Consider the following 11,375-nt stretch of genomic DNA (forward strand, 5'->3'; position numbering starts at 1 on the left):
CTAACATCCGCCCATGCAATCGAACCGTGTGCCGCCGAGCGCAACGTTTGCGTGGGGAAACCTGTCCGAGGACTTCGCGCTGTTCCGCACGCTCAGCGCGGAGCAGCGGCTGATCGCCTTTGGCGCGATGACCCGGCGCGACCTCGTGCGTGGCGAGCTGCTGGTGGAGCAGGGCGGCGCCTCGGATTCATTGTTCCTGGTGCTGCACGGCGCGCTCGCGGTGCACCGGACCGATCATCCAGAGCCGATTGCGGAGCTTCGCGCCGGCGAGCTGGTCGGCGAGATCGGCTTCTTCGCCAACATCCCGCGCACGGCCAACGTGATCGCGATCCGCGATTCCAGCGTGCTGGTGTTGACGCGGGCGGCCTATGCGAGGCTGGTGCAGGAAGCGCCCGGCATCGTCGAGGCGCTGCTTGCCGCGCTCGCGCAGCGCTTTGCCATCCAGACTGCGCGGCTGTTGCCCGTCCGCGCGTCACCAAAGGCGCGCACCGTCGCGCTGATTGCGGGCGGAAGGGAGCTGGTGCCGGCTGCCTTCGAACAAAGGCTGCGCCTGAGCCTTGCCGCCGCAGGCGCCGAGATCGTCGATCTCGCGCGCGTTCAGGCGATGTTTCCCGGCCGCGCGCTGGATTCCTCCGAGGTTGCCGACTGGCTCAACCGGATCGAGTATGACGCGCCGCTGGTGGCTTATTTCGGTGGTGAGGAAGCATCCGAATGGGCGCGCAAGACCATTCGCCAGGCAGACCTCGTGGTGTTCGCCTGCCGCGGTGATGCTCCGCCGCCGGTTCTCACCGAGATCGAGAGCTTCGCCTGCGGAGTGCATCCGGCGTCGGCGCGGCGCCTGGTTCGTGTTCATGATATCAGGCAACACGAGGTCAGCGGCACCGCGGCGTGGCTGGCGCGGCTGCCTTGCTTCATGCATCATCATGTCGCGCTCGAGGACCAGATCGACATCGAGAGTCTGGTGCGCTTCCTGTGCGGTCGCGCCATCGGGTTTGTCGCCGGCGGCGGCGGCAGCCTCGGCACCGCCCATGTCGGCGTCTACAAGGCGTTTCGCGAGCGCGGCACAATGTTCGACATCTTTGTCGGCACCAGCGTCGGTTCGGCGATGGCGGCGGGCTTTGCCAAGAACTACGACGCCGAGCATCTCGAGCGCGGCACCCATGAGATATTCGTCTCCAGCCGCAGCTTCCGCCGCCCGACCTGGCCGCGCTACGCGCTGCTGGACCACAAGGCCTTCGATCGGGCGCTCGCCGATCAGTACGGAGACAACTGCCGGATCGAGGATTGCTGGCGGCCGTTCGCGGCGGTCGCGACCAATCTGTCGACGCACAGTCTCGAATTGATCAGGACCGGCCTGCTCTGGCAGGCGGTGCGGGCATCGAGCGCCATCCCCGGCCTGCTGCCGCCGTTCTATACCAAGGACGGCTCGATGCTGGTCGACGGATGCCTCGTCGACAACGTTCCGCTGGCGCAAATGCATCAGATGAAGAGCGGACCGAACCTGGTGGTGCATTTCGGCGAGCCGGCGACCGAGATGTTCGACGTCGACTATGCCGCGCTGCCGGGAAGGTTCGAGCTGCTCGCGTCGCTGCTGACGCCATTCCGGCGGAAGGCGCTTCCGGCCGCGCCCAGCGCCGTCAACGTGTTGTGGCGAAGCCTCGTCGCGCATCAGCGCTACGATACGCTGCCGACCACGCCGCTCGACCTGGTGATGCGCCCGCCGACGCCTGAAGGCATCGACGTCACCGATTTCGATCGCCATCAGGAAATCTTCGAATCCTCGTACCGCTGGGCGCAGGAGACCATTGCCGCCTCGGAGGCGGCGCATCATCCGGCCATTGCAGCCATCGTTGCGTCGGCCAAGGGTGGGGACAAGGCTGCGGGCATCGTCGCAGAGAACAGTGCGGATCAGACGACGACGGTGACCGCGCCCATTTCCCATCAGGCCCGCGTCGGCTGAACGTCTTGCAGGCCGCGCCGAACTCGACCATCGTGCCGGACTGAAATCCGGAGAACACGATGCCTTTCGATTTGATTCTGCGCGGCGGACGGGTGGTCGACCCGTCGCAAAAGCTCGATGCGGTGACGGATGTCGCCTTTGCCGGCGGCAAGGTCGCGGCGGTCGGCCGGGAGCTGAAGGCCGATCCCGCGACCGAGGTCCGCGATGTCTCCGGGCTGATCGTCTCGCCGGGGATCATCGACCTGCACACCCATGTCTATTGGGGCGGCACCTCGCTCGGCATCGATGCGGAGGAATTTTGCCGCAATTCCGGCGTCACCACCTCGGTCGACACCGGCAGCGCCGGTCCCGGCAATTTCGCCGGCTTCCGCAAGCACGTGATCGAGCCGAGCCAGGTCCGCATCCTCGCCTATCTGCATGTCTCGCATGCCGGCATCTTCGGCTTCTCCGACCGCGTGATGGTCGGCGAGAGCGAGGAATTGCGGCTGATGAATCCGGTCGACGCCGCGCGCGTGGCGGACGAGAACCGCGACCTCATCGTCGGCATCAAGGTGCGGGTCGGACTGCACGCCTCGGGCACCTCGGGGCTGGTGCCGCTCGAGATCGCGCTCGAGGTTGCGGAGCAGGTCGGCATGCCCTTGATGGCGCATATCGATCACCCGCCGCCGAGCTATGAGGAGGTGCTCGCGCGCCTGCGCCCGGGCGATGTGCTGACCCATGCGTTCCGACCGTTCCCCAACACGCCCGCGACCGCGCAGGGCACGGTGAAGAGGAGCGTGCTGGAAGCGCGCGAGCGCGGCGTGCTGTTCGACATCGGCCACGGCAAGGGCTCGTTCGCCTTCAAGACCGCGCGCGCGATGCTCGCCAACGGCTTCTATCCCGACACCATCTCTTCCGACATCCACCAGCTCTGCATCGACGGTCCAGCCTTCGACCAGGTGACGACGATGTCGAAATTCCTTTGCATGGGGATGTCGCTGCCGGACGTGATCGCGGCGTCCACCGTCAATGCTGCGATGGCGTTGCGGCGCCCCGAGCTCGGCAGCCTCAAGCCGGGCAGCGTCGGCGACGCCACGCTGCTCGCGATCAGGCAAGGGCAGTTCGACTATGTCGACGTGGTCGGCGAACACCTGACCGGCGATCGCAAGATCGCATCCGAAGGCGTCGTGATCGGCGGCCGCTGGTGGCATCCGCTATAGCGCGGTTCCTCACAAGACCCGCGAGCGCTTTGCCCTCAAGAAGGCGACATTGATGCCGGTCTGAATGTTGGGCCCGCAACCGGAAGCCCGGCGGACCTGTTCGACCACTTCACTGCCGCTGCTTCTGACGGTCTCAGCACGGCGGATATGGATAGTAACCGCAGCGTCGGCCGTAATAGTACGCTCCAGTAGCCGCTGCTCCGACGGCAGCCGCACCTGCCGCAGCTCCGTAGTACGCGCGCCGATGCACTCGCCTGTTAACCCCCGCGACGCTGCCAGGTGTGAGCGGGCGACCGACACGAGCGTCAGCTTTGTCCACGGAGATAACGACAGTCCCCGCAGGCGACAAGTGAAGCGAAACGGGAGATAAACACAACATCGCTGCCCCGAGGGCCGCGCCGACTACCGTTAGCGTTTTCATGCTCTTCTCCTGATCGGGTTCTGTGCCGCCTTCTGAGGCGGCTTTACTTTGGCTTGAGTGTTTCCACACTGACCCGGGTTCCTCGATGGTGCTCTTGATCCATGTCAAGCTATTCCGGTTCTTCCCCAACGCGAGCTTGGCGCCATGCCCGTGCACTCCATGCCTTGATACGAATATCCGGCCTAATTAAGTGCAGCCGCTACGTCGGCGCTTGGAGTTGTCCCTGAAGCCATGCATTCGTTCTGAGGGAGTTCAGCGGATCGATTTGTTCGACCGCAGTCGGATGGACGTGATCGGACGCAGAGCATTCGCACGTCCGGATGTCGAGGCCCATAGGGCCGGATGTAACCCGCGCCCACATGGTTCTTGTTTGGCACACGGCGCAAGTTGGTCGACGGCTGATCATGGATGCTTCGCCTTCGTTCAGACGGGAGCGTCACAGAACTCTCAGTCGGTAGATACCGAGGAGCGCAGCATGGAACTTTCACAATACCACCCGCTGTTCCGTTTTGCTCACATCCGGAATTAGTTCACGCATCGTTAGCGAACTACGCTGCTTCCGGATTCAAATTGGGACAAATGCCTTGAAGCGAGAACCGCCGAGTGTGGCCGTAGCAACGGTCAGCCATGGATATCACTTCATCCAGATCGAACACACCAGCGACAACTTACGCTCTGGTCCTTCCGAATCTCGGGAGGGGCCGGTGCGATGCCCGGCGCGTCGGTGCAATTGGCTCTGAAGAGTTTAGTCGCCCCTAACGACGCGGCGGTTGGCGTTGGCCCGTGACGCTTGAGGCGCGATTTTATCGTTTTACAGTTCGCGCTTGATCTCGGGCTTGTCGTACAAGACTGCGTTCAGCAATGAACTGTTGACCTCGATCTTTCCATTGTAGCTGATGAAGCCGAGCTTGCGGAATCTGTTCATGAAGAAGCTGACGCGGGATCGCGTCGTTCCAATCATTTCGGCCAATGTCTCCTGGCTGATATTCGGACTGATCGGTTGAGGGTTGCCCTCCTTGCCGAAATTCGCCAGCAGGAGCAGCAGGCGCGCCAACCGTTTTTCACTGGAGTTGAAGAGCTGATCGATCAGGTCCTCTTCAATCCGGCTGTTGCGGGTCAGCAGATAGGCTATGAACAGCTCCGAAAACTTGGGTTCATCGTGCAATGCCGCGACCATGGCGGTCTTCGTTATCGCGGTCACCAGGCATTCCTCCATCGCTGTCGTCGTCGCGATGCGCAGCGAATGGCCGTTCATGCAGCCTTCGCCAAAGAACTGGCCGGCCTCCAAAATGCCGACCACGGCTTCCTTGCCTTGCTCGGATATGACAACAACCTTGACCCGGCCTTTCTGGATATAGAAAACCGAATTTGCCACGTCGCCCTGCGCAAAGACGATCTCATCCTTGCGAAACTCAAGGATGGTCTTCCCTTCGCCTACCTTGGCGAGAAACTCCTTTGGATCAAATATTGCGTGGTTGATCTTTTCTGGCATGTCCCGTTTCGTCCGCGCGTGGTGGGACGCTTAGCATACCATTCAGCCGCCGACGTTCGAAGTGAAAGTACCGCACAAGGAGGCTCTTCGCAGCCCGGATGAGCGAGGGAATACCCGGCTGCCGATAAGCTAATCGAACGCTCAGCAGACCAAGCCCGACCCGGACCCAACAGGTCGCAGACACCGCCTGGAGTGGCGGCTAGATCGCAACTGCAAAGCTTCCAGTCGTCTTGCATTCCGGGCACTCGAAGGTACGCACTTCATGACCGGGTTCAACAGGCTCGATGCAAGCCAACCGCATAGGCTTGCCGCACCTGGAGCACGGAAGAATTCCGATCTCCGCGCGGCTGTATAGTGGATTTGGCTGGATAGATGACATCATGCATCCCCTGCATTGGGCGGGAGCATTACCGATCTCTCTGTCGCCGATGACTGCCTATTGCGGACGGCGATGGAGCTAGTCTTGCCCGACGCGACAATTCAGGCTGGTCAATATTGACCACTATTGAAAATTTCGTTCAGCAAGACGGCCCCAATGTGGGGGACACTGAGGCCGTCTAAGCAGGATGCCTTGGGCAGGAAGGCGATCCATGCAGCGTTAAGACTCCCGAACAACACTTGTTCCGGGTCATTATATTGTGGGACAGAATCTGCGCCCACAGCATGCAATATCCGAGTTGGGTCAAACTGAGACCTCGCACCGGCTGAGCGGCACTTCCGGTCTTCATTAGGAAGCGGACATCGTCACGGCCGTCCGGCATGTCTCAAGAGGGCCAATGTGCGACATAGCCTCTTATCGATTGCGTGAAGCCTAAGCCGTCACAAGCGTTTCCGTTGCTGCGGGACATCCGATGACGCTATTCCCCTTCAAGGAAGTGTCCCAGGGCCTTTAACGGGCGCAACCTATCAGAAATGATCTTCAGGATGGCCAGCATCGGGACGGCCAGGATCGCCCCAAGCGCGCCCCACATCCAGAACCAGAACACCAGCGACAAGATGATCAACACCGGGTTCAGGGTGAAGCGCCGCGCAAGCAACATGGGCGTCAGTGTTTCGCCCTCCACCAGGTGAATTCCAAGGTAGATGGCCGGTGGCAGCAAGGCCCACCATAAGCTTTCGAAGCTCAGCAATCCGACCAACACGAAGATGCAGAACCCGAATAGCGGCCCTATTATCGGAATGTAGTTGAGCAGGAAGGCTGTGGTGCCCCACAACAAGGGATCTCCCAGGCCGCAAAGATACATCGCGGCCGCCGTCGTGACGCCCACCGCGGCATTCATGGCCGTGATCGTCACCAGATAGCCCGATATGTCCTCCTGGATTTGCTGAGAGATATCGACGGCTTGCCGCTTGTTGCTGAACGTCGGCAAGATTTCGACAACGCGTCGAAGGAATATGTTGCCGGCCACCAAAAGAAAATAGAGCACCAAAACGGTCGTAAACAGGCCATCGAGGACGGAGCGCGTCCCCGCGAAAAGTGCGCCCGTTATGCCAAGGTCGCGGCGAACCGAAACGATCGAACCCCGGCCGGGGGGAGCGTCTGCCGCCTGCTCGGCCTGTTGGATTATCTTTTGCAAAGCCTGGATTGGCCCTTTTATAACCTCCAAGTGTGCCTCCAGCCGCGGTATGCCCTCCGGCAGCCGCTCAGCCCAGGTCGCGGCCGGTACCGATAAGGCCGCCACGAGACCTACAAGTGCTCCAATGACCAGGAAGACGGTCAAGAGCGCTCCGACCGCGCGAGGCACATGCACATGCCCCAACAGACGGACAGCGGGTTGAAGAAGGAGATTCAATACGAGGGCGAGCACGACGGGAAGGATGATCGAGCTCGCCACGTAGAGCGCCGCCAAGGCCGCCAGCGCGAATAAACCACCGAGAAAGAACGTGCGCGGATCGGACGGCAGCGGCATCTCCGTCTCGTCGGCGACCTCCGTCACCGCGGCATTTGGCTCTGACGGCGCATTGTCCGGTGCGGGCGTCAATGAGGGACGCTCCGGTGGTCGTTTGGCGGCAACCATTGGGGTTATCCTTCCGAACGAAAGCCGGGTATAGGAAGCAACGACCTCGGCGCGCTTCGGGTGCGGCGTGCCCGCATAAATTACGTGGCCGCAAACGTCGCGTGCGTAACCGAAACTTTCGTTCCCAAAGCCCCGCTCACTGTCACCACTTGAGCATCAAGCTGTTTTGCCAGCGCTTTTACCACTCCGGTACCAAGCCCCGTTTTCGGTTGAGCGAACACGCCATCCGGCTTGCCGGAACCATTGTCGGAGACCGCAAGCTGCCAATCTGTTCCTGACACATCGTAGGCTACTGTGATCTCGCCGCCCTTTGTCGTTTCGTCGAACGCATGCTTGAGGGAATTGATGACGAGCTCGGTGACAATTAGACCAATGCTCTCGGCGCTGCGGCTGGAGGAAATTCCGCCGTTGCCGCTGACTTTGATCGAAATCGGCCGATTGTCGCCGATCATTGAGCGCGACAGGGCCGTGCAGAGCGTCGCAAGATAAGGGCCCATTTCCACCGACCCCCTAGTAACCGATCCGTGCAAGTGTTTTTGAACCGCCGCAACTGAAATGACCCGGTTATGAGCATCTTGCAGATGACGCCGGGTCTCTTCCGACTCCACTGCTCTTGCCTTCAACATGATGATGCTGGCGATGATTTGCAGGCTGTTGGTGACCCGATGCTCCAACTCCTGCAGAAGCATCTCTTTCTGTCGTATCAATTCATCCTTTTCATTTTCGAGGATGCGTTTTTCAGTAACGTCCTCAATACCAAGCAAGATTGTGGAGTGTGAACCGGTCTCGTAGAAAACCTTACGGGCATTCAAGAGCATCGTACGCCGACCGATGTTCGGGAAGTCATGCTCGACTTCATAGTTTTCCATCGCTCCCTGCTCGGGAACGATTTTTCCGAGCAGCACGCGAAGCTTCGGAATGTCCCATTGACCATCTCCAAGGTCATAGAGGAGCTTGTCCTGAGTGTCGTCGGCATTGACGTTGAACGTCAGATAGAAGGATCGGCTCGCGGCAACGACCCGAAGAGACTGATCGAGCACAATGAGTGGTTCTCGTACCGTATCGACGATGGCGTGCGCGAGTGTCCAAGCATCCTGGACCTCGGTGAACTGCTTTCTGAACATGGTGGCGGCCTCACGGGGCGGGGGGAGCCGAGCCAACCCAACTCTCCAGTCTCGGCGCGCCCAAACCGCCGCCCAACTTCAACCTTATACCCACTATGTTCGGTGGGCGACACAATTCGACGCCACCTCGGGGAATGCGATCCCCCATGGCCCAAAATCCGTCCTCCCAAACCTGAAAAAGGCAAGCCGCTGCTTGTTCGAAAAACGCTTAATGTCCCTTCTGGGTCAAACTCGGACGTCCGAACGCGCAATCGTGACGTCCGCTTCACCCCCGACACCGGACTTTCGATAGCTAACGCAGCACTCCTGAAAAGGGCCAATAAGTGACATGAGCAAAACGGGCCGCCAACTTAGTCGACCTTCGACTTCAGTCAGATGGTGCATATTGCCCAGAAGGTCCAAGATGTTCGCACGCGAGGGGCGATCATCATAACCGCAGGTGTCTTGGCGTTGGCTCTCGCTATGTCGCGAGGGCATGGGACTGATGCGGATATCCTGCCCATGCAACCGCTGCCTCCGGTGATCGCGCCTGACAAATAGTGATCCCGCCAACTGAGGCGGTCGGAGAGGTTTCAAAATGCAGCCGAAGATCAAAGAGCGTATCTGTCCGGCCTGTAATGGAACGGGCTTCCCGCCTATTACGCAGCCGATAGAGCAGGGGCACAAAATCTATCCGGTCAAATGCAAGGCCTGCGACGGCAAGGGCAAGATCACGGAAGACAACTATCCGGGCGATTCCGGAACAATACTGACTCAGCCTAGATAAAGTTACGCCGCCCGTTTGAAATAAGTACGGACGGCGTTTCCCTAGCCCCGAGAGGGTACGAACAAAATCCCGGATGTTGCACTTTCGAGTGCGACGACCTCTTTACTTGCGGAGCCTGTCCTTCTGTATCGCGGCGGAACTTCTGTCGGTCTGTCTGCTCCAGAAGTAATTCAGGACCGCCTTGATTGTCGTATCGCTCTTGTTTGCCCACCGCCTACGAAAATTGACGATCCTGCTCGCGGCATGGAAATGGTATCGGCCCCTCATGTCGGCGCTCGCAAACCCGGCGACCGCAGCCAGTCGCTCAACTGTGAGCCGGTTTCGGCCAGGCGTGCCTTGCGGATAAGGCGGGAGCGCTCAACGCCCGGAGGTGTCCCCCGGGCCTCCTTGCGGAGCCGCTCTGCCTGGATGCCAAGACGTTGTTCAAGTGTTTGAGTGTGTATGAGATGTCGCTTCATGGACATGGCACGCTCCATTCCGTTAGAGGAAGGCGGGAGCGCGATCGGGCGTTCTCATCACCGATATAAGCCACAGGTTTGGGCGGTGATGGACTCACTCTGTACCTGTCTAGAGTGAATAGCGAGCTGTTTATTTCAGGCCTATTGTCGCAACTCGCGGAACGAATGTCGCCCAAAGAAACTGATGGGCCGGAACGTCTGCTGGGGCTCTACGGTAGAGCCGTCAACTGACGCGACCTTACTCCGGGCGATCTGCCATCGCCTTATCGACTTCCACAGCCGGATCCCTAAAGTGGGCAGCGAGGCGTTCGCATAGTTCTCGCTTCTTCTGGTCTGTAGCGCTTCTGGCAATCCGGTCGGCATGGTCGGCCTCGGCGCGTAGTTTCTTTGCGCTAGCCTTCAAATCCTCCACAGGGCGTTACCTCGGCGGCTGTAGCTCGGAAGATCGCAGCCACTCGCTCACGTGCGAGCCGGTCTCAGTCTGTCGGGCTTTCTTCAAGAATGGTTTCCCGATCAGGCCCAGGTGAGAGCGCGACAGCCTGTTGACGGAGGCGTCCCGCTTCGTCAGCTAGACGTTCTTCCGAGGCTGCGTTTGCTTGACACGGCGACGCTTCTGCATGTGGGGCTCCGTTCCGTTAAGCAGGACGGGAGCGCGTCGTTGCGTTCCATCGCCGATTGCCGTTGCTGATATGCGGCGATGGCTATCAACTCGTGGCGCAGGAGCTGGGTTTCCGTTTGAATTCCGTGTGCAAGAGGTCGCCAACTGAGGCGGGCCTTATTTGCTGATGTGTTCGAAATTGAACATCCGGAACTGCCAAGACATGAACATACTCGAATCATGGCCTCAAAAAAGAAACCGCTTAGCCCGGAAGAGTTTGCTTCCTTGCTTATAGTCGGCAACACATCTGCCGTAACCAGTCCTCCAGCAGTGATCCCGGCCGAACATAGCGCCCGACTGATCGCAATGGGTTACATGGTCGAACTATCGGGCCGGCTGCGAATGACCACGCAGGGCCGAATGCAAATATATGCGGGACAACTCATCACGGAGGTGGGCTCACAACGCCACCAAGCTGAATGAATGCCTGGTGGCGTTGCGCTAGCCCCGGATAGAGCAATCCTCCGGTGTTGCTAGATCAGCACACGGCTTAGCTCTCGTCTGAGCAAGATTGCTCACTTTTCATTTTTAGATGGATGATCTTAGTCCGGGAGATGCCAGCCACTCAGTCATATGGGCGGAGGCTTCATCGTGCCGTTCTCCGCAGCCGCGACTCTCGTTCTGAACCTGGTGGAAGTTGGTTGGCGCGCCCTCGCAGGTCTTTGGCTTCCTCGGCAAGGCGCGCTTCAAGAGAATGAATCTGCTTAACCCGACGTCGTTGTCTCTGCATGGCTCCTCTTTGGAACCCTTGAGGAATCGGAACCGTTAGAATGGTTGGGTGCCTTCCGCTGCTGGGGCGTGCCCGATCCGGGCGGTCCCGGCTTTCAGCCCCCAAGCCCGGCCGGGACCGCTCACTTAAGGTCTCTGTCCGTAGCCCTCAACGTGAGGCGGCTTGGCTTCTCAGTACGGCCGCTTCAATGGGCCTAAGATCAGTCTCATTGTTTCGGGCGATTTTGGTGGATCTGGACCGTCACAATCAATGCAGCGGAACTCACGACCGCCCGTCTGCGCTAGCAGCCATCTCATGGGCTCGCTGCATTTCCTGCAGAGAGGTGGGGGCGTATTTTTCGGCATGAATGCTCTCGCGGTATCGGCGGGAGCACAAAACTCTCAGTCACCGATGGATGCCGAGGGCGGTCGATGATCCAGGCACTAGCCCGTCTTATTCATGATTGCCGGGCGGGGCAGCTGGAACATTTCCGGTCGGGGTGAAGGCGCGCGCGAACGCTTCGGCTTTTTCGCCGCTTTTCGACCCGACTTCGTGAACGCGTTGGAGGAC

Annotated in this window: 6 protein-coding genes; 3 read left to right on the top strand and 3 right to left on the bottom strand. The window is 59.9% G+C overall.

Annotation, left to right across the window (positions count from 1 at the left end):
• The first annotated feature begins 13 nt into the window (after nt 1–13).
• Together AC066Y_RS33410 and AC066Y_RS33415 are read left to right on the top strand one after the other, a co-directional pair.
• Nucleotides 14–1,960: a patatin-like phospholipase family protein gene (locus AC066Y_RS33410; protein WP_478277585.1), complete on the top strand. Its 1,947-nt coding sequence runs from the start codon at nt 14–16 to the stop codon at nt 1,958–1,960.
• 59 nt (nt 1,961–2,019) lie between these two features.
• A complete protein-coding gene (locus tag AC066Y_RS33415) occupies nt 2,020–3,159 on the top strand; it encodes an amidohydrolase/deacetylase family metallohydrolase (RefSeq protein ID WP_478277586.1) in 1,140 nt (379 codons plus the stop codon).
• A 1,232-nt stretch (nt 3,160–4,391) separates the two neighbouring features.
• Here the strand turns inward: AC066Y_RS33415 and AC066Y_RS33420 are convergent.
• From AC066Y_RS33420 to AC066Y_RS33430, 3 genes are all read right to left on the bottom strand, one after another.
• Complete coding sequence (locus tag AC066Y_RS33420) at nt 4,392–5,072, bottom strand: Crp/Fnr family transcriptional regulator (protein ID WP_478277587.1); 681 nt, start codon at nt 5,070–5,072, stop codon at nt 4,392–4,394.
• A gap of 857 nt (nt 5,073–5,929) precedes the next feature.
• On the bottom strand, nt 5,930–7,090 hold the full coding sequence (locus tag AC066Y_RS33425; protein WP_478277588.1) for an AI-2E family transporter: 1,161 nt from the start codon (nt 7,088–7,090) through the stop codon (nt 5,930–5,932).
• 80 nt (nt 7,091–7,170) lie between these two features.
• Complete coding sequence (locus AC066Y_RS33430; protein ID WP_478277589.1) at nt 7,171–8,214, bottom strand: sensor histidine kinase; 1,044 nt, start codon at nt 8,212–8,214, stop codon at nt 7,171–7,173.
• A 577-nt stretch (nt 8,215–8,791) separates the two neighbouring features.
• Between AC066Y_RS33430 and AC066Y_RS33435 the strand changes: the two genes are divergently transcribed.
• Nucleotides 8,792–8,980 carry a hypothetical protein gene (locus AC066Y_RS33435; protein ID WP_478277590.1) on the top strand — a complete coding sequence of 63 codons (189 nt, stop codon included), beginning with the start codon at nt 8,792–8,794 and terminating at the stop codon, nt 8,978–8,980.
• Nucleotides 8,981–11,375 lie beyond the last annotated feature (2,395 nt).

This window comes from Bradyrhizobium sp. USDA3010 (genome assembly GCF_056429065.1).

Coding starts and splice junctions, on each gene's coding strand:
- AC066Y_RS33425 (WP_478277588.1), bottom strand. CDS start 7,090: ATGGTTGCCGCCAAACGACCACCGGAGCGTCCCTCATTGACGCCCGCA.
- AC066Y_RS33430 (WP_478277589.1), bottom strand. CDS start 8,214: ATGTTCAGAAAGCAGTTCACCGAGGTCCAGGATGCTTGGACACTCGCG.
- AC066Y_RS33435 (WP_478277590.1), top strand. CDS start 8,792: ATGCAGCCGAAGATCAAAGAGCGTATCTGTCCGGCCTGTAATGGAACG.
- AC066Y_RS33410 (WP_478277585.1), top strand. CDS start 14: ATGCAATCGAACCGTGTGCCGCCGAGCGCAACGTTTGCGTGGGGAAAC.
- AC066Y_RS33415 (WP_478277586.1), top strand. CDS start 2,020: ATGCCTTTCGATTTGATTCTGCGCGGCGGACGGGTGGTCGACCCGTCG.
- AC066Y_RS33420 (WP_478277587.1), bottom strand. CDS start 5,072: ATGCCAGAAAAGATCAACCACGCAATATTTGATCCAAAGGAGTTTCTC.